Consider the following 23727-nt stretch of genomic DNA (forward strand, 5'->3'; position numbering starts at 1 on the left):
GTCTGAATGGGGTTGGGTCAAGGTGTTTCAGGCCTGGTCGAACTGGCTCAGCCAGTCCACCAGCGTCTGCCGATAACGGGTCATGCCTTTGTATTCGGCGATCGGGTCGGGCAAGTCACGCAGCACCCGGTGCAGGCGCCGGCCCCAGCCGGGATGGCTGACCAGTTCGTTCATGCTGATCAGGTAGGTGCGGATGCTGAACATCAGGCCGTTGCTGCGGGGCAGGCGGGCCATGAATTGCAGCTCCACGCGCAGGTGGACGAGCTGGCCGACGTTTTCATCGGTGATGCTGCCGCGCTCGGCGCCCCATTCGTGGTAAGTCTCGGGGGACGAATCCAGGCGCGGATTGATTGTCAGCGTCCAGTTGAGCCGGCGCACCGGTTGATCGACCTGGACGTTGAGCAGGTACTTCAGTGCCCGGTCGAACACGCCCATCTGGTTGGCCATGGGCACCGGCGAATGCCATTGCTTGAAGCTCATCCCGGCATCGAAGGCCAGCGACCAGTCGGCGGGGCTGGTGACCATCCCGGCGTCCATGAACAGATCGCCATCGCGCTGGTCGAGCAGCGCGATGTCGCCCTGGACCTGACGGGTGATGAACTCCAGCGGTTCGCAGGGCAGGGTCGAGGCATCGCCGAAGACAAACGCCTGATCGATACCCAGCGCCTTGTTGCGCCAGTGCCAGCGGTTAGCGTCGCAGCTCAGCTCGAACCACTGCGGATAGTCGGCGGCCAGATGTTCCATGAACATCTGCAAGGCATCCCACGACGCTTCCTGCATATGCGGCATCACCAGGTAGCGGCGCGGGTCCTTGTCCAGTACCAGTGCACGCTCGGCCATTTCCGACAGGTAATGCTCGTCGATATCGAACCAGTGCTGGTACACCGAGCCCGGTTCTTTGGCGCGCGCCGGCTCGATGTTCACCGAGTACATGTAGCTGTCTTCGGTGAACGGAAACGGAAAACGCTCGATGGCCGATGCACTGTTGTGGAAGCTGAAGGTGTCCCGGTAGCTTTCCAGGGGGCTGAATTGAACGGTCATGGTCGACTCCTAAAGGTCCAGCAAAACGCAAGAGCCGCAGCCGCGTGATACGCAGGGCATGAGAAATTCGGCCTGCTCGGTGCTGCTCAGAATGCTGTCGCGGTGATCGATATCGCCTTTGAGATGGCGCGTGATGCACTGCCCGCAGACCCCGCCGCGGCACAGGCTGGGGACTTCCAGACCGGCCGATTCCAGTGCTTCGAGCAGGCTTTGCTCGGCGCTCACCTGAATCCGCCGTCCGCTGCGCGCCAGTTCCAGGCTGAACGGCAAGCCCGGTTCTGCGCCGCTGAAGGCTTCCCAATGGACCCGGCCGGTTGGCCAGCCGAGGGCTTTGGCCTGTTCCCGAACACCCATCAACAGCCGCTGCGGGCCGCAGACGTAGACATGACTGCCCAAGGGCCGGTCGCTGAGAATCGCCGTTAGGTCCAGGGCTGCGCCAGTGCTGGCGTCATAGCGATGCAGGCGTGATCCCAGGCGTTGCTGCAGTTCGTCGGCATAGGCATCGGTCAGGTTTTTGCGGTAGGCGTAATGCAATTCGAAGTCGGCGTTGCGCAGTTCCAGCGCACTGATGTACGCCATGAACGGCGTGATACCGATGCCGCCGGCAATCAGGATGTGCTGGCGAGCGGTCGAATGCAGGGCGAACAGATTCGCCGGGGGCGACAGGTGCAAGGTATCGCCGACATTCACTCGTTGATGCAGGTGGCGCGAACCACCCCGGGAGTCGTCCTGCAAGCGCACGGCGATGCGATAGTGGCGAGTGTCAGCCGGATCGCTGATCAATGAATAAGCGTTGCGCACGCTGCGCTCGGCCAATGACAAATGGACCTGTACATGACTGCCCGAGGAAAACCCCGGCAACCGGCCAGAGCGACTGACGAAGGTGAATTCGCGAATCACCGGTGTCAGCATTTTTGCGTCGGCGACCTGTACCTCCAGCGCCGTGCTCATGATTGAGCCTGCGCATAAGGCTGATCGGGGTTTTCGCAGACGCCCAGATAAGCACCCAGGCGCTGGGAAAAGTGCTCGCGCACGCCCAGGCGGAGCTGGCAATTGGAGCAGCACACTTGTGCCTGTGGGCCGCTGTCCTGAACATGGCGGCAGTGCACGCAAAACACCCTGCGCAGCACCGGTCCGGATTCGATCAGGTCGATCTCTTCGCTGTGCATTCCGGCAGTGCGGGCCACGCCGTGGATGCGCCAAAGAAAGGCTTCGTCGCCGAGAACGTACAGCTGGGTGCCGACCGCAGTGGCGTCGAGCAACGCTTTCAGCTGTCGCTCGAACCCGTCTACCGCGGCGCAAAGTACGCGGGGAGTGGGCAGCGCCGGCTGATCGAAGTTCTTGAGCAGACGCCCAAGCGCTTCGGCTGTCGCCGTTTGCGTCACCAGAATGTGATGCAGCGCGTGAGAGCGCAGAGTCGGTTCACGGTACACCGGCACACTCTGGGGTCTGTACGGCGCAGCGCTTTGTGTCTCAGTCATTGCAACCCTCCTGGCTGTCCAGCGTTTCAACAGCGCCTGGCGAATAAATGTCCCGATCTGGTGCGCAAGCCAGGCGTCAAAGCCTCGGTCTGGTGCGCTGTCTTTCGGCGTTTGGCCGTGCTCAGAATCGGCGTCGTTATTTCTTGGTGGGGAAGATAGTTTCCCGAAAGGAATTACCGTTCAATCCGGAAAAAGAGATATCTCTTTGGGGGTAGTCCGTCGGCGATAGCGGGCAGGCATGGAAGTTGCTCGACCAATCGCCACGGTTTTCCAAAGGGCAGACGGATGTCATTGAAAGCTCGAATGCGACCTGGCGGGTGGGCGCAATGGTTCTTGTGTTCGCGGCCGCGTCAGGTGGACAGCGTGCGGGCATTGCTCGCCCAATTGCCGCTGCGCCTGGTCGACGCGGACGATGCCTTGCCACATTTTCTCGATCGATTCGAAGCACTGAACCCTGGCAGCAAATTGGGGTTGTTGTTGACTGGCGAGGACTTCGGCCCCGGCCGTCGGGCCATGCTCAGCTCCTGCGATGAGACGCCGGGCTGCCCGTGGCGCACCGGTGCCGCGACAGCGGTACCGCAGCAGTGCATGGCCTGCCGGCATCGGGGTCGTTATCGCCTGCTGAGTGTTCTGCCCGGCATCGCGCCCGATAGGCGCGGGGTATTGCTGCTGGACACGCCGCGCGCGGCCAGTCGCGGGTTTCATGGGTTGCTTGGGGAAACGGCGCGGGTGCTGGGAGTGACGGTGCAGCTACTGCGGCACAAGCGTGAACAGCAATGCAGGGAGGCAACGTTCCAGCACGGTGCACTGGCCCGTGAACTTCACGATTCGGTGGCACAGCAATTGGGCTATCTGTCGTTTCAGGCCAGCCTGATGCAGGCCAAGCTGCGTGAGCCGGAGCAGGCCGCCCCCCTGCTGGCCGAGTTGCGCGGCGGGTTGAGTCATTTGCAGCGCCAGGTACGCGAATTGATCACCAGCGCACGGTTGACCATGGACGGGCGTTCACTGCGCCAGGCGCTGGCGGACTCGGTGGCCGAGTTTTCCCGACGCTGCATCATCGTTTTCGAGCTGGACAACCGTTTGGCCGAGGATGCGCTGTACCCGGAAACCGAACTGCAGATTCTGCAGATCATCCGCGAGGCGCTTGCCAATGTGGTGCGACATTCCCACGCCCGGCACGTGCGGATCGAACTGCGCCAGACCCGGCACGGCGAGATTACGGTGACCGTCGAAGATGACGGCATCGGTCTGAGTCCGGCCTCGGTTGAGGAGAACCACTATGGGCTGGCGATCATTCGTGAACGTGCATCGACCATCGGTGCGCAGCTGTCCATCGAAACCATTCGCCCCCATGGCGCTCGCGTGCACCTGAGCCTTATCCAGAACAATGACGACCCGCAGAGGCACTTCGATGAACAGCACGACCTTATTGTTGATCGATGATCATCCCTTGTTCCGCAAAGGTCTGGCGCAACTGTTTGCCGCCAGCGATGACTTCGATGTGGTTGGCCAGGCGGCCAGCGGCAGAGAAGGGATCAACCTGGCGGTGCAGCTGATGCCCAGGCAGGTGTTGCTGGACTTGCACATGCCGGGTTTGAGCGGCTTGCAGGTACTCGACGAGATGAAACAGCTGGGGCTCGAATGCCAGATTGTCGTATTGACCGCTTCGATGGATCGCGGCGAGTTGCTGACGGCCTTACGCCTGGGAGCCAGTGGTTATGTCCTGAAGGAGACCGAGCCCGAAGCGCTGCTGTCGTACATGCGCAATTGCAGCAAAGGCGCGATTGTTCTGGATGATTGCCTGGTGTCGCTGCTGGCCGGGCATGGCGAAACCGAGGCGCCGCAGGAAAAAATCGAAGACGGCAGCCTGACTGATCGTGAAGGGCAAACCCTGGCGCTGATCGCTTCGGGCATGAGCAACAAACAGATAGGCCGGGAGCTGGGCATCAGCGACGGCACGGTGAAGATCTACGTGAAGAACCTGCTGCAAAAGCTCAATTTGCGTTCGCGACTGGAGCTGGCAGCCTGGGTCCACAAGGTCGGGTCATTGAGAACAAAGGAGCGTCATTGATGGCGGACGAATGTGCTTCACCCGTTGAGTCGGTGTTTGGCCGGCCGGCGTCGCAACCCCTGGACGTGTTTCCTATCGCCTTGCTTGAACTCAAGGACAACGGCGAGATTGTCCATTTCAATACGGCCTGGGCGGACTTGATGGAGTCGCCTGGCGATGAGCGCAACATCGTTGAGTATGTGCATCAGGAAGACCGTTCCCTGTGGCGTCAGGCACTGTATGAATTGCGCCATCGGCCGGATATTTCCTTCAGTCAGCGCCTGCGTTTCGTCCATCCTCAGGGAGATCTGCGCTGGTTCGATATCAGCCTCAAGCGCCGGGACTTACGGTTCTATCTGGTGGTCAACGACATCACCCAGCACAAGCGTCGCGAAATCGCTTTGCAGGCCAGTCAACGCAGCGCCCTGAGCCTGCTCGATAGCATGCCCGGGCTGATCTATCGTGGGCGCAACAACCACGACTGGACCATGGAATTCGTCAGCGCCGGCTGCCTGCAACTGACGGGCTATGCCGCCGAACGGCTGATGGACAGTCACGACTGCACCTATAACAGCCTGATCCATCCGGACGATGCCGATTACGTCTGGCGCGAGGTTCAGCACGCTTTGTCCCGACACCAGCCTTACGAACTTCGCTACCGGATTCGCTGTGCGGACAACACCATCAAGAACGTCTGGGAAAAGGGCGTCGGCATCTATTCGGACAGCCGCGAAGTGCTGGGTATCGAGGGCGCGATTTTTGAAATCGTCAATCTGCCTGCGGGGCGCATATGACAAAGCCGCGATAGAAAGTGTGATGCTCATCCCGCGGCGCAGCCGCCGTTGATTGGTTAAGTGCTTTGGCAAACCAGACATTCAGGTACAGCTCGGATCAGGACCTGGCCTGCTGCAACGAACGCTGCTATCTCAGGCGATGCTTGAAGTACTAAACTCGGAAAGTGTTCTGTTAAGCGCGCTATCGTACCGAAGCTGTGTTCATTCACTGCGATGATCCAGGTGTCCCCTCCAGCCCCAGGAGGATGCTCAATGAGCCCGCTTTCAATGTGGAATCTGGTGCGAGCACTCGGCAGTGCTGAGCCTGACACTGCTCATGCCAGCAGTGTTCGCTCGCCTCTGGGAGTACTGGCTGTGACTCATGCACAGGTGATGCCTGCAAGACGCGGCAGCAGGGCGAAGATCAGCTTCTACGGATGTACCAGGCTGCTTTGGATGGTCTTGCTCTGTACGCTGGTCGGCATGCCGCTGGTACATGCGCAGGATGCGCAAACGCTTAAGGCACGCTACGTTGCCTTGCATGAGCAAATGCTCAGCAACTCGTTTCACCGTCCGCTCTACCTTGAATCCAGTGAAACCTCAGGGAGCCTGAAAGGCGACATCTATTCCTTGGTTGAGCAGCCCTATGCGGTGCTCAGTCCGGCATTGCAGGGCATCGACCGCTGGTGTGACATCCTGATCCTGCATCTGAACGTAAAGAGTTGTCGTTCCTCATCCGGCGGCGACACATTGACCGTCTATATTGGGCGCAAGTTCGATCAGCCGCTGGCTGATGCCTACCGGTTCGACTTTCTCTATCAGGTAGTGGTGGCCGGTCCCGACTATCTGCAGATCACACTGAACGCCGCGCAAGGACCGCTTGGAACGAATCGCTACCGTGTCGAACTCGAGGTGGTGATGCTCGACTCCCAACACAGCTTCCTTCATTTGTCGTATTCATACGGCTATGGCATTGCGGCCCGCCTGACCATGCAGAGCTACCTGGCAACGACGGGGCGCAACAAGGCAGGTTTCAGTATCGTTGGCACAAAGGTCGACGGACAGCCAGCCTATATTGGCGGCATGCGCGGTATCGTCGAGCGCAATGCGATGCGCTACTACCTGGCGATCGAAGCCTACCTGGGTGCGCTGTCGACGCCTGCGCCGGAGCAGCTCGAAAAACGCCTGAGCGATTGGTACGCGGGGACCGAGCGTTATCCGCGGCAGCTTCATGAGTTGGAGAGAAGCGAGTATCTGAACATGAAGCGCCTGGAGGTCCAGCGCCAGCGCGCCGCCGACTCTGCATCACCGGTGAAATAGGTGCTGCGCCACCCGGTCTTTCAACAAAGACAATACTGATTCCACCAGGCAGGGCAACCCGTAACTGGACGCTGTCAACTGGCAACGTGCTAAGGAATGTAAGGTAGCAAACGATCGTTTTTTTTCCTGGTCACCGAGTAACACTCGCAACAAAGCCTTTCACGCCTGGATCGGTCCAACATCGTAATAGGCCCACGGCTGTACTCGATCACGCCGAGCATCTGCAACTTGCCCGCAGCATCGCTAACGACTTCCATGAACATGGATACCTCAATTCGCGACTGTTTGAGCCTTGAACGACATTCGTTGAAATTTCACGTTGAACGACTGTTCAGTTTCATTTATGTTGGCTGCACCCCCCCGGCTGGTTACATGCGGGCTTGCGCTTTTTCTATCTGAACGAGAGGCTCTGGCATGCGGTTTTCACCCTTTGTTGAGCGAATTTCAGGGCAGGGTGTTGCTGCCTGGGACATCCACCAGGCTGCGTTCAACGCTCAGCGCAAGGGCGAAGATGTGATTATCCTCAGCGTGGGTGATCCGGATTTCCCCCCACCGAATTTGATTACCGGCACCGCCATCGACGCCTTGCGGCAAGACGACACCTCCCACACTGAAATCGCCGACTGCACAGCGTTGCGCGAGGCCATCGTCGCCCGTTACAGCCAATCCCTCGGCCGACCCTTGCAAACACAAAATGTCCTCGCCGTGGCCGGAGCGCAGAACGCCTTGTTCGTCACCTCGATGTGTCTGTTGCAGGCCGGCGATGAGGTCGTTGTTCTCGATCCGATGTATGTCGCCTATGAGGCGACGCTCAAGGAGAGCGGCGCGACCCCGGTACGGGTGCCGTGCGCGGCAGACTCGGGTTTTCGCCTCGACGCCGCGCTGTTGGCAAAGGCCATCACCCCGCGGACCCGGGCGATTTTTTTCTCCAGTCCGAACAACCCCACCGGCGTCGTGCTCAGTCGCGAAGAGCTGCAGGGCATCGCCGACCTGGCGATTGCCCATGACCTGTGGGTGGTGGTGGACCAAGCGTATGAAAGCCTGGTGTTCGAGTGCGAATACATCAGCCTCGCGGCCTTGCCCGGCATGGCTGAACGCTGCGTGGTGATTGGCAGCCTGGCGAAATCCCACGCTGTGACGGGTCGGCGCATCGGCTGGATCATCGCCGAGCCGACCCTGATCGCCCACGCCGAAACCCTGGTTCTGAGCATGCGTTACAGTTTGCCCGGTTTTGTCATGGAGGCGGCGCTGGCCGCGGTATTGGCCCATGACGAGGTCTCCCGGAGCCTGCGCGAATCCTACCGCCGTCGGCGCGATCTGCTGGTCGATGGCCTGAGTCATTGCCCGGGTATTGGCGTGCTCAAACCGCAAGCGGGAATGTTCGTATTAGTGGATGTGCGCGATACCGGGCTCAGCTCGCTGGATTTCGCCTGGCGCCTGTTTCGTGAAGCCGGCGTGTCGGTGCTCGACGCGGCGGTGTTCGGCAAACCCGCCGAGGGCTTCGTTCGGTTGTCATTGACGTTGGCTGAAGAACGCCTGTTGCAGGCCTGTGAACGAATCACGGCCTTCGTCCGGGCCCTGCAGGCCCAAGTGCCGACCAGAGTCAGAATCACCGCCGCTGCGGCTAAAACACCCGCTGAGCCCGCAGCGGCAAAAAAGATGATCGAGATCGACACACTGCACAAACGCTTCGGCAATATCGAGGTGCTCAAGGGTATTTCCCTGACCGCTCACGAAGGCGAGGTGATCTCCCTGATCGGTGCCAGTGGCTCGGGTAAAAGCACACTGCTGCGCTGCATCAACATGCTCGAAGTGCCGGACCAGGGCAGCATTCATGTCGACGGCGAAAGCATCAAACTCAATTACGACCGCCCCGGCAGCCCGCTGGTGGCCGACGCGAAACAATTGGTGCGCATCCGCTCCAGCCTCGGCATGGTCTTCCAGAATTTCAATCTGTGGCCCCATCGCACGGTGCTGGAAAACCTCATCGAAGCACCGATCCAGGTGCTGCGCGAAAGCCGGGCCGAATCCATCGAGCGCGCCGAAGCGCTGCTTGAACGGGTCGGGTTGGCGGCCAAGCGTAATGAATACCCGGCCTTTTTGTCCGGTGGACAGCAACAGCGGGTGGCCATCGCCCGCGCTTTGGCCATGCGGCCCAAGGTCATGCTGTTCGATGAACCTACCTCGGCGCTGGACCCGGAGCTGGTCGGGGAAGTGCTGAGGGTGATCCGCTCACTCGCCGAAGAAGGCCGGACCATGATCCTGGTGACTCATGAAATGGCCTTCGCCCGCGATGTCTCTTCCAAAGTGGCCTTTCTCCATCAAGGGCTGATCGAGGAAACCGGTTCGCCGGATGAGGTGTTTTTAGATCCACGCAGTGAACGTTGTCGTCAATTCGTCAATGCACATCAAACTCGCTAACTCCAACACACAATAAAAAGACGGGGCAACATCATGGGACAAAAGCGTTTGGCAAACTGGTTGGGCAGTGCAGTGCTTATGCTTGCGGCAAGCTCTGGCCTGGCTCAGGCAAAACCCATTGTATTTGCGGTCGCGGCGGAACCCTATCCGCCGTTCACGTTGAAACAGGCCAATGGGCAATGGTCCGGGTTTGAGGTCGACCTGATTCACAAGCTGTGCGATGAAATAAAGGCACAATGTGAAATCAAGGAAGTGGCCTGGGACGGGATCATCCCATCGCTGCTGGCGAAGAAGATCGATGTGATTTTCTCGTCGATGTCGATCACTGAAGAGCGTGAAAAACAGATTGCCTTCAGCAAGGCCTATTACGATACGCCAGTAGCGATTGCCGGCCCCAAAGGGACCAAAGTGGACATTTCCCCGGCCGGGCTCAAGGGCAAGGTTATCGGTGTGCAGATCTCCACGGTCAGCGCCAACTACCTGAAGAAATACTACGAAAACATCGCTGACCTGCGTTATTACGATACTCAGGATTCAGCCAATGCCGACCTCATCGCCGGACGCATCGACATGATGATGGCCGATGGCACCGCGGTTTCCAGCTTCGTCAAATCCCCCGACGCCAATGGACTGGACAACCTCGGCACCGTGCCATACGACCCGGTGTTCGGTCGCGGTGTCGGCGCGGGTCTGCGCAAGGACGACACGGATCTTAAAACCCATCTGGATTCAGCCATCCAGTCCCTATTGGTGAGCAAGGACTACGACGCCATCTCCCGGAAATATTTCGATATCAGCGTCAAGCCTGCTCAATAACGCAGGCAACCCGAACCCGTAGGAGCCGAGCTTGCTCGCGATGGACGTGAAGCTGACGCGTTTCGTCAGCAAGCACGCATAATCGTTAACGACCATCGCGAGCAAGCTCGGCTCCTACGGTAGATCTTTGATACAGGGGAGACAGTCGATAAATCCGTGGAGGGCTGAAATGCCAGCGATATTCGATTTGATCGATTTCAGTGAGCAGGGATGGGGAAGTGCACTGTTGCAAGGGTTATGGATGACCCTGCAAATTTCGGCCGGGGCCTTTGTAGTTGGCCTGTTTATCGGCCTGGTGGTGGCCTGCGCCAAACTCGGCGCGCCGCGACCGGTGGCGACACTGATGCGTGGTTACACCACATTGTTTCGGGCGATCCCGGAACTGTTGCTGATTTTACTCCTGTATTACGTCGGCTCCATGGGCCTCAACGCGCTGATGGTGTGGGCCGGCTACGCCGAAGTGAACGTCAGTGGGCCGCTGGTGGCGATTCTGGTATTGGGCCTGGTGCAGGGTGCTTACGCCTCGGAAATTTTCCGCGCGGCGATTCTGGCCATTCCCCATGGGCAGATCGAAGCGGCGCGTGCTTTCGGTTTGCACGGCTTCGGGCTGTTTCGTAGGGTCACGTTGCCGATCATGGCGCCGTATGCGTTGGCCGGCATGGCCAACTTGTGGATCAACCTGATCAAGGACAGCGCATTGATCAGCGTGGTCGGGACCAACGAGCTGCTGTACACCGCCAAGCAGGCGGCCGGTTCGACCCGTCACTACCTGCTGTTCTACCTCACGGCGGCCGCGCTGTATTACGTGGTGACACTGACCTCCAACTACCTATCGGGACGCCTCGAGCGACGAATCCGTCGCTGGATGCCTTTGGCTGAGTGAACGCGATGATTCCAGTGTGGATGTTCGATTATGCGGCGTTGATAGGCCGAGGCTTGCAGACGACAATCTCGATTTTGTTGATTTCCAGCGTGTTGGGTTTTGGGCTGGCGGTGCTTACGGCGCTGGCCCGATTGTCGCGGCGCAAACTGATTGCCAGATGCAGCCTGGCCTACACCAGTGTGATTCGCGGTACGCCGTTGCTGATCCAGATTTACATCTTCTACTACGGGCTAGGCAGCCTTTTCGCACAGTTTCCGGCGCTGCGCGGTAGCGTTCTCTGGCCGTTTCTGCGGGAGGGTTACTGGTACATCGTGTTTGCGTTGGTGCTGTCGGTCGGCGCTTATGTCGGTGAAGTCATTCGCGGCGGGCTGATGGCGGTGCCCAAGGGGGAAATGGAAGCGGCTTCGGCGTTCGGTATGACCGCGCGTCAGGCGTTGCTTCGGGTCCGCCTGCCGCGCGCGATGCGCCTGTTATTGCCAACCCTGGCGGGTGAAAGCGTGATGTTGATGAAGTCGACCGCATTGGCCTCGACCATTGCAGTGGTCGATTTATTGGGCGCGGCCAATGTGGTCCGGGCCCAGACCTTTCAGGTATTTCAGCCATTACTGTTGGTGGCGGGTGTTTATGTCTGCCTGACCTTCCTGATCGAGGCCGTGTTCACCATCGCCGAGCGGCGGGGCACACCATTGCGCAGGTCAATGGGATGAGTTCGTCGAAGGTCGACCGTTCGCTGCAAGGCATCAGCAAAGGAGGGGAGTGTATGGCGCAAGATGTTTCCTTGAGCGTTCAGGGTGATTCCGGTGAAACGCTGCGCATTGGCGCATGGCGTTTCGACGGTGATGGCAGCGGGCCGAAGGTACACCTCCAGGCCGGGGTGCATGCCGACGAAATCGCCGGCATGCTGGTGCTGCACCTGTTGTTGCCCCGGCTACGGTCGGCCCAGGATCAGGGGCTGCTCAAGGGCAGCGTGACGGTGGTGCCGCAGGCCAATCCGTTCGGCATCGGGCAATTTCGTCAGGGCCGGATTCTCGGCCGTATTCATGAGGCCACCGGGCAGAATTTCAATCGGCTGTTTGATCGATCGCTGGCCCTGACTCGACCCGCGACCAATCTGGGGCATTGGCAAAAATGCCTGGCGCAATTGGCGGCCGATGCCGACCTGATGCTCGACCTGCACACCGATGATGAAGCGCTGCCTTACCTCTATATCCACCGCAGTTTCTGGCCCCGAGGTCGTGAGCTGGCGGCAGCGCTGAAGGTCGACGTGGCAATTCTCTGGGACGAAGGTGGCGACGGCTCCTTCGAAGAAACCATTATCTCGCCCTGGCTGCGAGGGGCCGGAGGCGCTCAGCAGCTGGCCGCGACCATCGAGCTGCGGGGGCAGGCCGACGTCAACGATCTGTTGGCAGAGCAAGACGCTGCCGGGCTCTACGCCTGGCTCTGTGCTTGCGGCGTCATTGATGAGCATGTGCCGCTGGAGGAGTGGCAGGGCGAGGCGGTGGATATCGGCTGCATGGAGTCGATCTTCGCTCCGCAGGCCGGCGTACTGATTTTCGAGAGGGCGCTGGGCGATTACCTTGAAGAAGGTGAACGCTTCGCCAGGATCCTCGGCAGGCCAGGCGACCCGGCGTCGGAGGTGGTGCTGCAGGCTGCCCAGTCAGGGCGGATGGTGACTCGCTATCGCGATCGATTGATCCCCCAAGGCGCGGTGGTCGCCAAGTTCACGGGGAGTCGGCAGTCGCAGAACTGGGCCGGTGGGTTACTGGACCCTTAAAATTCGCGACAGGCTGTGGTCGATGGTGCGGAGGTTGCCGTGGCCGGTTTTCATATCGCAGCTTGGGTATCAGAATGCTCAATGATGTCGACGCAGGTGACGTATCAGGCCAAGTACCAATGCCACGCCGATGATCAGCAGTAGTGTGGCTTCCTCATAACGCTTGATATCGGCGAACAGCCATTCCAGAGACTGGCCAAACAGGTAGCCGGCTCCGGCAATCAGTGGTGCCCAAATCGCAGCCCCTATCCAGTTCAACAGCATGAAACGCCAGGCGGGTACTCCACTCATGCCAATGGCCAAGGGGCCTGCAATGCGCAATCCATACATGAAACGCACGCCGATGATCAGTCCGGTTTGATAGCGCAGCAGCAAGCGATAGACCCGCTGTGCGTTTGGATCAAATTGCGGGAAGCGTTGCAACAATAAGCCGCCATACCGGCGACCAACAAAAAACAGAGCCTGATCGGTCATTGCCCCACCGCACATGGCGATAACAGCCACCAAAAGGAAAGATAAATACCCTTGGTGTGCGGCGAAACCCGCCAGAATCAGAATGGTTTCACCTTCCATGACTGCACCGATAAATACCGCCAGGTAACCATATTCGGCGACTGCTTGTGTCAGCGTCATGCGGCATCTCCCGGCAGGATCATCAGGTGTTCGTCAACCAGCACTCACACAACGACAGGCTGGACACAGCTCCATTCCCTGGCCCACAGAGACTTCTGGCCCTATGAGGTCGAAAGCCCGGGAGGCACAGATGAATGTCACGCATGAACCCATCCCTTGGAGATCGGCAATGCGAACAGGCGCCGGTACAGATTTTCCAGCCCATCGAGCAGACGCGCGCGCAAGGTTTCGAAGCTCAGTGCCAGCGCTACGATCCAGTTGCTGAGGAATGCCACCGCGAGGGCTCCGACGATGTCGAACGGGAAATGCACACCCAGGTAAACACGAGCCCATCCAACCGCTATGCCGAACAGCACGAGCAGAGCCCCGGCCTTGCGCAAGGAGCCCCGCATGAAGGCCAGACCCAAGGCGAAGAACACTACGGCATGATCGCTGGGAAAGGAGGTTTCCGCTTGATGTGCCAGGAATGTGTGGCCCAACTCAATCATGAAGGGCCTTGGGTGTGTCCAGAAGACGCCGATCGACACGTTGCAACCCAGTGCGAACACGGTACTCAGTACGCCAGCCAATGCGACGGTTCTGCTCTCTCGCCCGCCCCAAAGCCAGAGCCCGGCCAGTAACAGGGGAACACCATAGATCAGCCATTGTGCCAGGACATTCGCCATGATCAGTGCGCCTGGCGAGGGGTGTGCACTGGCATTGATGATCAGAAACAGTGAACGATTCAGTTCTTCCATTAGGCGATTTCACTTATAGACAAAATATTGATGGCGGCGAAAGCCTTGTCACCTCGATCGCCCCCTGCCTTTGGCTCTGAGCGGGTAAGGTGCTTTGCACTCTGGTGGTTTTTCAAGGCGCATAAAGCTTGCCCGAGGGGCCGTGAAGAAACCGTTATTTTGGACGTGGCAAATCAATAAGTCGGTGTTAACGCTGGCTCGACGGTGCTTCAGTGGACTGACCCATCGAATGCTGGACCTTTTGCAGTTACTGCGCGGGAGCGACCACGCGGAATTTGATATGGATATCATTGGAAATGATTCCGAAATTGGCCCATTCGCCTTCACCGATATTGAAATCGGCGCGCTTGAGGATGAATTCGCCATCGAATACGCCGATGGCGTTCTGCGGCTTCAAAATGATCAGCGCGCTGACGTCGCGAGTGCGGCCCTTGATCGCGAGCTTGCCGGTGACCTCGTAGCGGTTGTTGTCGAGCGCCTTCACTGCGTTCGATTCAAACCTGGCCACGGGAAACGCGGCGGTGTTGAACCAGGCGGGTTTTTGCAGTTCGGTGTTGGCGTCGCGGGTGCCGGCGTCGATGCTGGCGAGCTGGATGGTGAGCTCGGCGTGGGCCGCTGCGGGGTTCGCCGAGTCAAAATCGATCTTGGCGTCGAACTTGCCGAAACTGCCGTACACCCTTGCGCCCATCTGGATGTAGGTGAAGGCAATCTGGCTGGCAGCCGCGTTCACCTGCTTGTATTGAACCGCGTGGGCGCAGGTCAAGGCGCTGAGCGAGATTGCGACGGTCAGCGCGGCAGAACGCAGGAATCGATAACTCATGGGACTCTCCGGCCGGGGCGTGAGCGTAATGGATTGAAGTGCCGTGGGTCAGCCTTTGTTCCTGAGCGGCAGTATGCGCGTGAGCACATCGTCGCGATCAATGAAGTGGTGCTTCAGCGCGGCGACCGTATGGGCAATCACCAGGCCAAGCAAAATGAAGTTCAGCGCCTCATGCACATCCTTCAGGCGGTCACCCAGCGCGGCATCCCTGGGCAGCAGATCGGGCAGTGGCAGAAGGCCAAACCACACGGTCTGGAAGCCTTTCGCCGAGTCCATCAACCAGCCGCTGAGCGGAATCGCGAGCATCAGTGCATACAGCAGCCAATGCATGGCATGGGAGGCAAGACGCGACACGGCCGGTATCGTCGTCGGTAGGGGCGGTGCCGGATGGGTCAGGCGCCAGGCGAGCCGTATCCATACCAGGAGGAACAGGGTTATACCAGCCCATTTGTGCCATGAGTACAGTTTCAGCTTGATCGGTGAAATCGGCAGTTCCGGCATGTAGAAACCGAGCGCGAAGGTGCCGATCAGCCCCAGAGCCATCAGCCAGTGGAGAGCAATCGCCGTGCGGGTGTAACGATGATTCATGAATGCTGCGCCTCGGCTGGCTGGCTGGCTGGCTGGAGTGGCAGGGCGGAGCAGACGTCTGAACGTCTGCAAAGGCCTTGACCGGGATTTGCCTTCCCACGGGTTTTTAAGTGTAGATGAGTTCAATAGTGGTTCTGCATCAAATGATCACCGGACTTTGCCACTGGCCACGGGGCTCGAGGTGAAAATCTTGCCCTGGATATTTGGTGTTTCGGGTGCAGAGTCAATGCTTGAACCGATGGGTGGTGTATTGCGCTGGTGAAATTTATGATGTAATTTTTCATGAAATTATAAAGACATAATTTCATTGGCGTCCCTATGTTTCAGCAATCCACACAGCACGTTGCCAGCTATTACGCCCACAGTTGCGCGGATCGCCTATTGACTCGAGCCGCTCTGGAAGGCGAACAAAACACCGAGGTGCTGATCATCGGTGCCGGCTTCAGTGGTCTGCATACAGCCTTGCGCCTGGCCTTGGCGGGCAAGCGTGTGACGTTGTTGGAAGCCAGCCGGGTTGCCTGGGCGGCTTCGGGGCGCAATGGAGGTCAAGCGATACTCGGGTGGTCGTGTGATATGCCGCCGTTGGAGGCTGCGCTTGGCTACGAACGAGCACGGCGGTTGTGGGACAGCATGCGCTGGGCTGCGCAGGAGTTGCGTGAGTTACCCGCGCGCCATGACTTCGATTGCGATTACCGGGCCGGCCATCTGTGGACGTCGGTCATGCCGCGGCGGGTAAGCATCCTGAGCGAGTGGCAGCGCGAGGCCAGCCACAAGTGGGGGCACGATGGCTTGCGATTCATTCCCCGTGCGCAGCTGTCGCAATGGGTGGCCAGCGAGCGTTATCAGGCAGGCCTGTTCGACCCTGAAGGCGGGCATCTGAATCCGCTCAAACTGGCTCTCGGTCTGGCCGCGGCCATAGAGCGTGCGGGCGGCTGCATCCACGAGCAGAGCAAAGCGTTGAGCTACCGCGAAGAAGGCAATCAGTATGTGGTGACCACCGAACGCGGACGCATTCGGGCGAGTGTGCTGGTGCTGGCGTGCAATGCCTATCTTGATCGACTTGATCCGAAGCTGGCCAGTTGCGTGTTGCCGGTAGGTACCTACCAGGTAGCCACCGCGCCGCTGAGCGCGGAGCAGGCCACGGCGCTGCTACCGAGTAATGTCTGCGTCACCGATAACCAGTTCGTCCTCGACTATTTCCGTCGCACGCCGGATAACCGCCTGCTGTTCGGTGGTGGCTGCACTTATCTGGGAGGGATGCCAAAGGACATCGCCGCAGCGACCCGGCCTTATCTGCAGCGGGTATTCCCGCAGCTTAAGGACGTCAAGCTGGAGTTTGCCTGGGGAGGGCACATCGACCTTACCCTCAAGCGCACCCCCCACATCGGCCGGCGTGGTGACCTCTACTGGCTACAGGGCTACTCCGGGCATGGTGTACTGCCGACGCTGGCCGGTGCTCGTGCGGTGTCCGAGGCGATTCTCGGTCAGCCGGATGACCTGGCCTTGTACCAAGGTCTGAGCAATGGCCGCTTTCCCGGCGGTAAATACCTGGCAGCACCATTGGAGGCCATCGGCAAGGCCTGGTATCGACTGCGCGACAGTATTTGATGAGCAATCTTTTGGAGCTCTGGCATGAACAAGCAAGAAGAAATCGCCGCCTTAGCGATCCTTATTCACGATCTACGCAAGCACAAGAAATACACCCTCAAGGAGCTGGCAGACAAAATCGGCCGCTCCGTCGGTTTTCTCTCGCAAGTCGAGCGTGGATTGTCACGGCCCACCGTGGCGGACTTGACAGCGATCAGCGAAACCCTTGGGGTACCGACCACCTATTTTTACAGTTTGCCAAAACCCAAGGAGTTGCCTTGGGTTACCCGGCCGGATGAGCGACGCACGCTGTATTACGCCAACGGGATTACCGATATTTTGGTCTCGCCGAAGATGAGGGCCTCCTTCTCCATGCTCGAAAGCCAACTGGAGGCCGGTGCCAGCAGTGGCGAGCGGCACTTGAGCGACAGCTCGGAGCAGGGTGGCTATGTCCTGGAGGGGGAGTTGACGCTGTGGCTGGACGATGACGACGCGCCGGTGACCTTGTATGCCGGAGACAGTTTTCAACTGGCCAGCCACACCCGGTGTCGCTACGGCAACCTCACAGACCAGCTCACGCGAGTGCTTTGGGTTTACACCTGATAAAAATAAAAGGAACAACAATGATGGATGCTACCTGCTCTGATCTGCTGGCTGAGGTTCGTGCTTTTCGCCATTGCTATCCCAAGGTGCGTTATGTCGACCTGATTTCCCTGGATATTCCCGGGCATTTTTACGGCAAGCGCTATCCGGTAGAGATGCTCGAGAAGGTTGCGGCTGGTAGCGCGCTGAAACTGCCGCAGAACTGTGTGTTACTGGGCGTTCAGGGCGGACTGTTCAAAATCGGCGACTACTGCTTTAACGATGGCGACCCGGACGCACTGCGTCGCCTGGTGCCCGGTACGCTCAAACCGGTGAGCTGGGAAACGCAGCCGCTGGGGCAGATGCTGATTACCTCGGATGGTACTCAAAAGCCGATCGTCTTCGAGCCACGCGAAGTCCTGGCGCGGGTGTTGGAGCGGTTAGGGAATAAAGGTATTCATCCGGTGGTGGCGTTCGAGCTGGAGTTCTATCTGTTCGATAAACAGCTGCGCGATGGCCAGCCACAGTTCCCCCGCGATCTGCTGACGGACGATGCCGATGACCAGCCGAATATGCACATCGAGCGGCTGTCGCGCTTTTCCCCGGTGCTCGATGAAATGGTCGAGGCGGCGCGGGCTCAAGGCATCGATACCACGGTGATCACTGCCGAACTCGGGCCGGGACAGTTCGAGATCAATTTTGCTCATCTCGATGACGGCCTGCGTGCCGCCGACTGGGCAGCGCTGTTTTGCCGCAGCACTCGTGGCGTCGCTCTCAAGCACGGTTACCGCGCCAGCTTCATGGCCAAGCCTTACTTGCAGCACCCGGGCAGCGGCATGCACGTCCATGTCAGCCTCTACGACGCGGCAGGTAAAAACCTGCTGGCGGCTAACCAACAGCAGGCGCTGCGTCATGCGGTCGCCGGTTGTCTGGAGCTGCTACCGCATTGCATGCCGATCTTCGCGCCGAACCAGAATGCCTTTCGCCGTCTGGGCGGCACGGTGAACGCGGCGACAACGGCGAGCTGGGGTTTTGAGGATCGCGATGCCTGTGTGCGGATTCCTGACTCGGATTCGAAAAACCTGCGGATCGAGCATCGCCTGGCCGGTGCTGATGCCAACCCTTATCTCGTTCTGGCGGCGATTCTGGTTGGTCTGGAGCAGGGCCTGGAAGCCGGTCGGGAGCCGATCACATCACTCAATGAAGACCGCAGCAGTGGTATCGTATTCCCCCTGGAAATGCTCGAAGCAGTGCGCGCCATGCAGCACCAGGCACAGCTGCGCGAGGGTTTGGGGGCAGAGTTTATTGATGTCTACTGCGAGAACAAGCGCCAGGACCATCTGGCCTTTATGCAGGAGATCAGTGCGCGCGAATACCGCTGGTATCTGTAAACGGGCATGCATTGTTCTTGTGCGTTGGCGCCGCACAGAATGCTGGATGCTATTGTGGACAGCACTCCAATGACTGATGGCCAGCAGCATGACTGATAGCGTACTTGATAGACACACTCCCAGCGCTGAAGAAGTGGTCGCGGCACTCGACCTGGAACCACACGTGGAAGGTGGTTACTACCGCAGAACCTTTCAGGCTGATCGGCACGCCATGATCGAGACCGATGGTGGCCGGCGTTACTTGATGACCTCCATCTACTACCTGCTGACCAAGGGCTCCCCCGTTGGTCATTTTCACCTGAACCAATCCGACATCGTGCACTACTACCATCTGGGAGACGCGATTCAGTACATCCTCATCTTCCCGGACGGCACATTGAAAACCGTGGTGATGGGCAGCGACGTGACAGCCGGGCAGTGCTTGCAACTGCACGTGCCTGGCGGCGTCTGGAAAGCTTCGCAGCTTATGGCCGGGGCGGCTGCCTACGGCCTGATCAGTGAAGCGGTTTTACCAGGGTTTGATTTTGCGGATATGGAGTTGGGCACTCAGCAAAAGCTCAGCGAGCTGTTCCCCGAACATTCGCTGTGGTTTGAAAAGCTGACGCGAGAGTAGGCTCCATTTGGCGGTCAAGGTGCCGCCAACGCAAACCCGGGCCGCGTCGATCAATGGCCGCCCACGACCATATGGCTGAAGGGCGCCACATACGCCTGCAAGGTGACCAGGCCGCCGACCAGCATGGCCAGAACGATGGAGTGGAAAAAGACGTAACGCAGGATTTCCCCTTCATGGCCGTACCAGCGGGTCGCGGTGGACGCCACCACGATCGACTGGGCGTCGACCATCTTGCCCATGACCCCACCGGAACTGTTGGCGGCGGCCATCAACACCGGGTTGAACCCCAATTGCTCGGAGGTCACCCGTTGCAAGCCGCCGAACAGCACATTGGATGCAGTGTCTGAGCCGGTCAAGGCAACGCCCAGCCAGCCCAGGAGGGTGCCGAACATGGGGTAGAAGGTGCCGGTTGCGGCAAAGGCCAGGCCCATGGTGGCATCCAGGCCTGAGTAGCGGGTGAGGAAACCCAGGGCGAGCATGGCCACTATCGTAGTGAGCGAATAGCGCACCACCCACAGGGTTCGCAGGTAATGGCGCATCAGTTGGGGGATGGAGTAACCCATCAGCAGCCCGCCGAGGACTGCCGCCAGCAAGATGCCGCTGCCGGTGCTGGTGAACCAGGTGAATTTGTAGATCGCTTCCTCGGTTTTAGGCTGGGGCACCACGGGCGGAACCTTCTCGATCTGCAGATGCAGGGTGGTGAAGGTCAGGGCTGGCGCGAAGATCGGGTTCGCCTCGCGCATCGGCTTGCCCTGGGGATCGAGCCTGGCCGCGTTGGTTTGCGGGTCTATGGCCGGACGGGTATCGAACATGTTTTTGAAGCCCTGGGTGCCCCAGGCGAAGACGAAGATCGTGAGGATGATCCAGGGCATCCACGCACGCATGACGGCGGGCCGGGCATCGCTGGCAAAGGTCGCGCTGGCCACGGGTTTTTCGTCCTCGGCGGCATCGATTCGGGAGTTGTCGGTTCGCCCCGACAGGGCCGCGGAGGTGTGCACATGGGCTGGCTTCCAGACCTTGAGGAAAGCCGTCAGGCAGGCCATGGAAATCAGTGCGGCGACCACGTCCACCAGCATGGGGCCGTGGTAGTTGGAAACGATGAACTGCGGCACAGCGAAGCTCACCCCGGCGACCAGGATCGCCGGCCAGATTTCCAGCATCTTGCGCCAGCCGGCGAAGGCCCAGATCAACCAGAACGGCACGATCACCGAGAAAAACGGCAATTGCCTGCCGACCATCATCGACAGCTCCATTTCATCCAGCCCGGTCACCTTGGCCAAGGTGATGATGGGCGTGCCCAGGGCGCCGAAAGCCACGGGCGCGGTATTGGCGATCAACGCCAGACCAGACGCGGCCAGGGGAGAGAAGCCCAGCCCGATCAGAATGGCCCCGGTTACCGCCACTGGCGTGCCGAAACCGGCAGCCCCTTCGAAAAAAGCACCGAAGCAGAAGGCAATCAGCAGCAATTGCAGGCGGCGATCGTCGGTGATGCGCGCCAGGGAGTCTTGCAGCACCTTGAACGAGCCGTTCTCGGTGGTAAGCCGATGCAGGAAGATGATGTTGAGCACGATCCAGCCAATCGGCAGCAGGCCGTTGGCGGCACCGAAGAGCGCGGCCGAGCCGGCCATGCCTGCTGGCATGCCGAAGGCGAAGATCGCGATCAGCAAGGCCGAGCCAAGGGCAAGCAATGCCGCAAGATGTGCCTTGATATGGAAAAACGCCAGGGATGTCAGCATCACCACCACCGGCACTGCCGCCATGATGGTCGACAGCGCCGGGTTACCGAAGGGATCGTAGATTTGCTGCCAGACCATTTTCCACCTCTGCTTGTTCTTGTCGGTAGTGCAGGCCCCAAGGGTCGGTCGCTTGTAGTGCTTCTAGTATAGGTGGCATTACGCCGCTGTCTGGGCAGGGCTCGTTTTTTAGCAAGATCACAACAGGTTGGGCAAAAGCGTGGCGGAGCACATCACGCGATTACGGCCTGTGATCTCGGTGACCGCGAGCTTTACAGGAGCCCGATCCATTGGAGTTGCCTATTAAAAATCCCGCTGAGCCGGTAATGGTCAGCGGGATTTTGTGGCTGTGGGTTTTGCGGTTTTTATCAGGAATCAACCGTGGGAGGTGCGCCTTTCACCAGACTGATCGTCTACTCCATCGCGTCCTACCTACCGCTAAATACTGCTGGTCGGCGCGCCGCAAATGCTGCCAGGCCCTCATCAAAGTCGCCGCTTTGGCACGCCTGTCGGCGCAGTTCGGCGATCTGCTCCATTGCCTGGACGGGCATCGGTTGCAGGTCTTCGAGGATGCGCAACTGCTCCTTGACCGCCGCAATCGCCAGCGGCGCTTTGCCAGCAATCGTGCGTGCCAGTTCAAGCGCAGTCGCCTCCAGCGCGTCGCTGTCGACCAGCCTGTTCACCACACCGAAGCGTTCGGCGCGCTCTGCATCGAGCTTCTGCGCGCAGAAAAACATTTCCTTCAACACGTGAATCGGCAGGTTGTTGAAGAAGCGCAGCAGCCCGCTGGTGGTGTAAGGCAAGCCGATGTTTGCCGGGGTCATCGCAAAGCTCGCGCTGCGATCGGCGACGACCAGGTCGCAACTCATCACCAGGTCGACCGCGCCTCCCCACACCGAGCCGGATACCATGGCAATCACCACGCCGGGGTAGGCGCGTATGCGGCGCAACAGGTGTTCGAGTGGCTTGCCGTAGGCAATCGGGTCGCGGTCATGTTCCAGTTCGCGAATGTCGTGGCCGGCGCTCCAGACTGCCTGCCCCACAGCGCTGCCCAGAACAACGACCGGTATGCGTTGTGAGGCCAGTGCGGCAAGACCTTCGGCGAAGGCCGCCAGTAGTTGCGCGCTGAGTGCGTTGCGGTGTGTGGGGTTACTGAAGACCAACCGCCCGATTTGTTCATCGACAATGTTGACAGTCACGGTGGCGGAAGAGGTTTGCGTCGGGGTCATTGTGCTGTTCCTGTTGATTGTCCGGAAGCCATTACTGGCGAATCGTTTGAGTCCTGGTACACAACCTTCGCGCTCAGAAGCGCATTGATCGACGCTGTATCGAAACCCGCCTCGCGCAACACCTCGACGGTGTGCTCGCCAAGGAGGGGCGGTGGGCGCTGGCTGACGCCAGGCGCAGGTTCTGCTGCGTCATTGGCGCTGAATACGGGTGTCACCACCTGACGCAATGCGCCAAGTTCTGGATGCATGAGTGTTTTGGTCAGTTGGCTATGCAGCACCTGCGGATCGTCGAACACTTCGTCGAGTGTGTTGATCGGGCCTGCGGGTAAGCCTGCCTCGATGAACAGTTCGGTCCACGCTCGTTTACTGCGGGTTTTTAAACGGCTTTCCAGGATCGCTTTCAACTCGTCACGCCGCGCTACCCGGGCTTCATTGGTCGCGAAGCGCGGGTCGTCCGGCAGCGTGGGTAAATCGAGCAGCACACATAAACGTCCCCACATGGCCGAGGTAATCGGCGCCAGATTGAGCGGTCCGTCCTGCGTCTGGAACACGCCGTAAGGCGCAATGACTGAATGGGCGTTGCCCGTGCGGCGGGGGACATCGCCCAGGCTGAGGTAGCGTTGACCGTGCACACTTAACAAGCCGACCAGGCTGGCCAGCAACGAGGTGCTGACGTGCTGGCCGTGCCCGGTGCGTTCGCGCTCCAGCAGGGCGGCCAATACCGCCGTCACCAGCCACATGCCCGAGGTCAGGTCACCGATGGCCGTGCCGGTGCGGGTCGGGTCGCCATCGACGAAACCGGTCAGGCTCATCAGCCCCGAGTAGCCCTGAGCGATCTGGTCGAAACCCGGCCAGCTGCTCATCGGCCCATCGGTGCCGAAGGCGTTGATGCTGCCCATGACCAGCCGCGGATTGCCTGCGCTGAGCACGTCATAGCTGAGCCCCATGCTCTCGAGGGTACCGGGTTTGAAGTTCTCGATCACCACGTCGGCATCATCGATCAGCCGCTGGATCGTGGCCAGCCCCCGGGGATTGCGGAAGTCGATGCACAGACCGCGCTTATTGCGATTGCACGATAGATAGTAGGTGCTCACGCCCCGGTCGAACGGGCCCCAGGTCCGGCTCATGTCGCCGGTCGGGCCGGGCTCGATCTTGATCACATCGGCACCCAGGTCCGCCAGCACCATGGTGCAGAACGGCCCCGACAGCGCACGGCTCAGGTCGATGATCTTCACGCCTTGCAAAGCTTGCATAC

Annotated in this window: 23 protein-coding genes and 1 pseudogene; 13 read left to right on the top strand and 11 right to left on the bottom strand. The window is 59.7% G+C overall.

Going from position 1 to position 23727, the window contains the following annotated elements; translation table 11 throughout:
* Positions 1 to 27: 27 nt before the first annotated feature.
* From AC07UI_RS05565 to AC07UI_RS05575, 3 genes are read right to left on the bottom strand one after another with little or no spacing between them, the layout of a single operon-like run.
* Positions 28 to 1041, bottom strand: a complete 1014-nt coding sequence (locus tag AC07UI_RS05565; RefSeq protein ID WP_494991546.1) for a heme-dependent oxidative N-demethylase family protein — start codon at positions 1039 to 1041, stop codon at positions 28 to 30.
* Positions 1042 to 1050: 9 nt separating this feature from the next.
* The gene (locus AC07UI_RS05570; protein ID WP_494991547.1) at positions 1051 to 1992 is read right to left on the bottom strand and encodes a PDR/VanB family oxidoreductase; all 942 of its coding nucleotides are present in this window, start codon (positions 1990 to 1992) and stop codon (positions 1051 to 1053) included.
* Positions 1989 to 2522 (bottom strand): dimethylamine monooxygenase subunit DmmA family protein, encoded by a 534-nt coding sequence (locus AC07UI_RS05575; protein WP_494991548.1) that lies wholly within the window; start codon positions 2520 to 2522, stop codon positions 1989 to 1991. The genes AC07UI_RS05570 and AC07UI_RS05575 overlap by 4 nt, the downstream gene beginning before the upstream one ends.
* Positions 2523 to 2885: 363 nt before the next feature.
* Here AC07UI_RS05575 and AC07UI_RS05580 point away from each other — a divergent pair, with 363 nt between their 5' ends.
* From AC07UI_RS05580 to AC07UI_RS05595, 4 genes are all read left to right on the top strand, one after another.
* Positions 2886 to 3965, top strand: a complete 1080-nt coding sequence (locus tag AC07UI_RS05580) for a sensor histidine kinase (protein ID WP_494991549.1) — start codon at positions 2886 to 2888, stop codon at positions 3963 to 3965.
* Entirely contained in the window at positions 3934 to 4593 is a 660-nt protein-coding gene (locus AC07UI_RS05585) for a response regulator (RefSeq protein ID WP_494991550.1), read from the top strand. Before AC07UI_RS05580 ends, AC07UI_RS05585 begins: the two co-directional genes overlap by 32 nt.
* On the top strand, positions 4593 to 5366 hold the full coding sequence (locus AC07UI_RS05590) for a PAS domain-containing protein (protein ID WP_494991551.1): 774 nt from the start codon (positions 4593 to 4595) through the stop codon (positions 5364 to 5366). The genes AC07UI_RS05585 and AC07UI_RS05590 overlap by 1 nt, the downstream gene beginning before the upstream one ends.
* Positions 5367 to 5618: 252 nt before the next feature.
* Entirely contained in the window at positions 5619 to 6665 is a 1047-nt protein-coding gene (locus AC07UI_RS05595) for a hypothetical protein (RefSeq protein WP_494991552.1), read from the top strand.
* Between the two features lie 89 nt (positions 6666 to 6754).
* On the opposite strand, the pseudogene AC07UI_RS05600 reads toward AC07UI_RS05595, so the two are convergent.
* A pseudogene (locus AC07UI_RS05600) lies at positions 6755 to 6919 on the bottom strand (Crp/Fnr family transcriptional regulator); the annotation flags it as partial.
* Between the two features lie 160 nt (positions 6920 to 7079).
* On the opposite strand from AC07UI_RS05600, the gene AC07UI_RS05605 reads away from it, so the two are divergent.
* The 5 genes from AC07UI_RS05605 to AC07UI_RS05625 all read left to right on the top strand — a co-directional run bounded on the left by AC07UI_RS05605 (position 7080) and on the right by AC07UI_RS05625 (position 12559).
* Complete coding sequence (locus tag AC07UI_RS05605; protein ID WP_494991553.1) at positions 7080 to 9086, top strand: aminotransferase class I/II-fold pyridoxal phosphate-dependent enzyme; 2007 nt, start codon at positions 7080 to 7082, stop codon at positions 9084 to 9086.
* A gap of 33 nt (positions 9087 to 9119) precedes the next feature.
* Entirely contained in the window at positions 9120 to 9902 is a 783-nt protein-coding gene (locus tag AC07UI_RS05610; RefSeq protein ID WP_494991554.1) for a transporter substrate-binding domain-containing protein, read from the top strand.
* Between the two features lie 169 nt (positions 9903 to 10071).
* Positions 10072 to 10785, top strand: coding sequence for an ABC transporter permease (locus tag AC07UI_RS05615; protein ID WP_494991555.1), 714 nt, complete (start codon positions 10072 to 10074; stop codon positions 10783 to 10785).
* A gap of 5 nt (positions 10786 to 10790) precedes the next feature.
* A complete protein-coding gene (locus AC07UI_RS05620; RefSeq protein WP_494991727.1) occupies positions 10791 to 11492 on the top strand; it encodes an ABC transporter permease in 702 nt (233 codons plus the stop codon).
* A 53-nt stretch (positions 11493 to 11545) separates the two neighbouring features.
* Positions 11546 to 12559, top strand: a complete 1014-nt coding sequence (locus AC07UI_RS05625) for a M14 family metallopeptidase (protein ID WP_494991556.1) — start codon at positions 11546 to 11548, stop codon at positions 12557 to 12559.
* Positions 12560 to 12637: 78 nt separating this feature from the next.
* Here the strand turns inward: AC07UI_RS05625 and AC07UI_RS05630 are convergent, their stop codons facing one another.
* From AC07UI_RS05630 to AC07UI_RS05645, 4 genes are all read right to left on the bottom strand, one after another.
* Positions 12638 to 13192, bottom strand: coding sequence for a DedA family protein (locus tag AC07UI_RS05630; RefSeq protein WP_494991557.1), 555 nt, complete (start codon positions 13190 to 13192; stop codon positions 12638 to 12640).
* Positions 13193 to 13329: 137 nt separating this feature from the next.
* Positions 13330 to 13929: a phosphatase PAP2 family protein gene (locus tag AC07UI_RS05635; protein ID WP_494991558.1), complete on the bottom strand. Its 600-nt coding sequence runs from the start codon at positions 13927 to 13929 to the stop codon at positions 13330 to 13332.
* 247 nt (positions 13930 to 14176) lie between these two features.
* Positions 14177 to 14749: a YceI family protein gene (locus AC07UI_RS05640; protein ID WP_494991559.1), complete on the bottom strand. Its 573-nt coding sequence runs from the start codon at positions 14747 to 14749 to the stop codon at positions 14177 to 14179.
* Positions 14750 to 14797: 48 nt separating this feature from the next.
* Complete coding sequence (locus tag AC07UI_RS05645) at positions 14798 to 15337, bottom strand: cytochrome b (RefSeq protein WP_494991560.1); 540 nt, start codon at positions 15335 to 15337, stop codon at positions 14798 to 14800.
* 318 nt (positions 15338 to 15655) lie between these two features.
* On the opposite strand from AC07UI_RS05645, the gene AC07UI_RS05650 reads away from it, so the two are divergent.
* The 4 genes from AC07UI_RS05650 to AC07UI_RS05665 all read left to right on the top strand — a co-directional run bounded on the left by AC07UI_RS05650 (position 15656) and on the right by AC07UI_RS05665 (position 19510).
* A complete protein-coding gene (locus AC07UI_RS05650; RefSeq protein WP_494991561.1) occupies positions 15656 to 16945 on the top strand; it encodes an NAD(P)/FAD-dependent oxidoreductase in 1290 nt (429 codons plus the stop codon).
* A 24-nt stretch (positions 16946 to 16969) separates the two neighbouring features.
* Complete coding sequence (locus AC07UI_RS05655) at positions 16970 to 17527, top strand: helix-turn-helix domain-containing protein (RefSeq protein WP_494991562.1); 558 nt, start codon at positions 16970 to 16972, stop codon at positions 17525 to 17527.
* A 23-nt stretch (positions 17528 to 17550) separates the two neighbouring features.
* Positions 17551 to 18897 carry a glutamine synthetase family protein gene (locus AC07UI_RS05660; protein WP_494991728.1) on the top strand — a complete coding sequence of 449 codons (1347 nt, stop codon included), beginning with the start codon at positions 17551 to 17553 and terminating at the stop codon, positions 18895 to 18897.
* Between the two features lie 88 nt (positions 18898 to 18985).
* A complete protein-coding gene (locus AC07UI_RS05665; RefSeq protein ID WP_494991563.1) occupies positions 18986 to 19510 on the top strand; it encodes a cupin domain-containing protein in 525 nt (174 codons plus the stop codon).
* Between the two features lie 50 nt (positions 19511 to 19560).
* Here the strand turns inward: AC07UI_RS05665 and AC07UI_RS05670 are convergent, their stop codons facing one another.
* The 3 genes from AC07UI_RS05670 to AC07UI_RS05680 form a co-directional block, all read right to left on the bottom strand.
* A complete protein-coding gene (locus AC07UI_RS05670) occupies positions 19561 to 21324 on the bottom strand; it encodes an L-lactate permease (protein ID WP_494991564.1) in 1764 nt (587 codons plus the stop codon).
* Positions 21325 to 21671: 347 nt separating this feature from the next.
* Positions 21672 to 22472, bottom strand: coding sequence for a methylmalonyl-CoA decarboxylase (scpB, locus tag AC07UI_RS05675; RefSeq protein ID WP_494991565.1), 801 nt, complete (start codon positions 22470 to 22472; stop codon positions 21672 to 21674).
* Positions 22469 to 23725 (bottom strand): CaiB/BaiF CoA transferase family protein, encoded by a 1257-nt coding sequence (locus tag AC07UI_RS05680; protein WP_494991566.1) that lies wholly within the window; start codon positions 23723 to 23725, stop codon positions 22469 to 22471. Before AC07UI_RS05680 ends, scpB begins: the two co-directional genes overlap by 4 nt.
* Between the last annotated feature and the right edge of the window lie 2 nt (positions 23726 to 23727).

The sequence above is a fragment of the Pseudomonas sp. GW821-FHT04C07 genome, assembly GCF_059420325.1.

Coding starts and splice junctions, on each gene's coding strand:
- AC07UI_RS05645 (WP_494991560.1), bottom strand. CDS start 15,337: ATGAATCATCGTTACACCCGCACGGCGATTGCTCTCCACTGGCTGATG.
- AC07UI_RS05660 (WP_494991728.1), top strand. CDS start 17,551: ATGGATGCTACCTGCTCTGATCTGCTGGCTGAGGTTCGTGCTTTTCGC.
- AC07UI_RS05615 (WP_494991555.1), top strand. CDS start 10,072: ATGCCAGCGATATTCGATTTGATCGATTTCAGTGAGCAGGGATGGGGA.
- AC07UI_RS05570 (WP_494991547.1), bottom strand. CDS start 1,992: ATGAGCACGGCGCTGGAGGTACAGGTCGCCGACGCAAAAATGCTGACA.
- AC07UI_RS05625 (WP_494991556.1), top strand. CDS start 11,546: ATGGCGCAAGATGTTTCCTTGAGCGTTCAGGGTGATTCCGGTGAAACG.
- AC07UI_RS05650 (WP_494991561.1), top strand. CDS start 15,656: ATGTTTCAGCAATCCACACAGCACGTTGCCAGCTATTACGCCCACAGT.
- AC07UI_RS05605 (WP_494991553.1), top strand. CDS start 7,080: ATGCGGTTTTCACCCTTTGTTGAGCGAATTTCAGGGCAGGGTGTTGCT.
- AC07UI_RS05610 (WP_494991554.1), top strand. CDS start 9,120: ATGGGACAAAAGCGTTTGGCAAACTGGTTGGGCAGTGCAGTGCTTATG.
- AC07UI_RS05565 (WP_494991546.1), bottom strand. CDS start 1,041: ATGACCGTTCAATTCAGCCCCCTGGAAAGCTACCGGGACACCTTCAGC.
- AC07UI_RS05670 (WP_494991564.1), bottom strand. CDS start 21,324: ATGGTCTGGCAGCAAATCTACGATCCCTTCGGTAACCCGGCGCTGTCG.
- AC07UI_RS05620 (WP_494991727.1), top strand. CDS start 10,791: ATGATTCCAGTGTGGATGTTCGATTATGCGGCGTTGATAGGCCGAGGC.
- AC07UI_RS05665 (WP_494991563.1), top strand. CDS start 18,986: ATGACTGATAGCGTACTTGATAGACACACTCCCAGCGCTGAAGAAGTG.
- scpB (WP_494991565.1), bottom strand. CDS start 22,472: ATGACCCCGACGCAAACCTCTTCCGCCACCGTGACTGTCAACATTGTC.
- AC07UI_RS05680 (WP_494991566.1), bottom strand. CDS start 23,725: ATGCAAGCTTTGCAAGGCGTGAAGATCATCGACCTGAGCCGTGCGCTG.
- AC07UI_RS05575 (WP_494991548.1), bottom strand. CDS start 2,522: ATGACTGAGACACAAAGCGCTGCGCCGTACAGACCCCAGAGTGTGCCG.
- AC07UI_RS05635 (WP_494991558.1), bottom strand. CDS start 13,929: ATGGAAGAACTGAATCGTTCACTGTTTCTGATCATCAATGCCAGTGCA.
- AC07UI_RS05655 (WP_494991562.1), top strand. CDS start 16,970: ATGAACAAGCAAGAAGAAATCGCCGCCTTAGCGATCCTTATTCACGAT.
- AC07UI_RS05595 (WP_494991552.1), top strand. CDS start 5,619: ATGAGCCCGCTTTCAATGTGGAATCTGGTGCGAGCACTCGGCAGTGCT.
- AC07UI_RS05640 (WP_494991559.1), bottom strand. CDS start 14,749: ATGAGTTATCGATTCCTGCGTTCTGCCGCGCTGACCGTCGCAATCTCG.
- AC07UI_RS05630 (WP_494991557.1), bottom strand. CDS start 13,192: ATGACGCTGACACAAGCAGTCGCCGAATATGGTTACCTGGCGGTATTT.
- AC07UI_RS05590 (WP_494991551.1), top strand. CDS start 4,593: ATGGCGGACGAATGTGCTTCACCCGTTGAGTCGGTGTTTGGCCGGCCG.
- AC07UI_RS05585 (WP_494991550.1), top strand. CDS start 3,934: ATGAACAGCACGACCTTATTGTTGATCGATGATCATCCCTTGTTCCGC.